At 69.2% G+C, this 571-nt stretch carries 1 protein-coding gene; it reads right to left on the bottom strand.

Features of this window, described 5'->3' with window-relative positions:
- Positions 1-486: RusA family crossover junction endodeoxyribonuclease (locus OO69_RS48135; protein WP_033287386.1), on the bottom strand; the 486-nt coding region annotated here is incomplete at its 3' end.
- Positions 487-571: the final 85 nt, after the last annotated feature.

Below are 571 nucleotides of genomic sequence, written 5' to 3'. Positions count from 1 at the left end.
GGCTTCGGGGTGCTCGCCGGGGTAGACCTTGCGGATGGCCAGGTCGACGATCTGGGAGTCGTCCTTGATGACGCCGGATACGGAGAGGGCGTCGAGGACGGCTCGGGCGTGGTGGTCGATGTCGTGGCTTGAGCGGGTGATGGGCCAGGTCCGGCGCCGCTTGGGGGCAGTCTTGGGTTTGGCGACGGTGATGGTGATGTCCGCGCGGGTGGGGACGTTCGCGTACAGGCCGTGCTCGTCTTTCTTGGTCCGGCAGGTGAGGCAGATGCCGGCCCAGTCGGTGTATCCGTGGGCGCCGGTGGCGTCCCGGGTGGCGAGGATGATGTCGCGGCGCCAGGGCTTGAGGGTCTTCTCGTTGGTGTGCTTGGCGCCGCGTCCCTTGCCGAGGAAGCTGATGGCTCCTTGGCCGGCTGGGGTGCCGTAGACGACGATCTCCGCGACCTGCTGCCAGGTGTCGGTGTCGGTCTCGGGGGCGGTGATGGTCACGCGGTGTACTCCTGGACGGGTATGGGGCCGTAGGGGCCGGTGCGCAGGTAGGTGGCGAGGCCGGGCGGGTGTCCCACGTGCACGC

Source organism: Streptomyces sp. NRRL F-525, from assembly GCF_000716605.1.
Classification (GTDB): Bacteria; Actinomycetota; Actinomycetes; order Streptomycetales; family Streptomycetaceae; genus Streptomyces.
The sequence above is the reverse complement of the archived record's forward strand: the minus strand, read 5'-3'. Positions and strand labels throughout refer to the sequence as shown.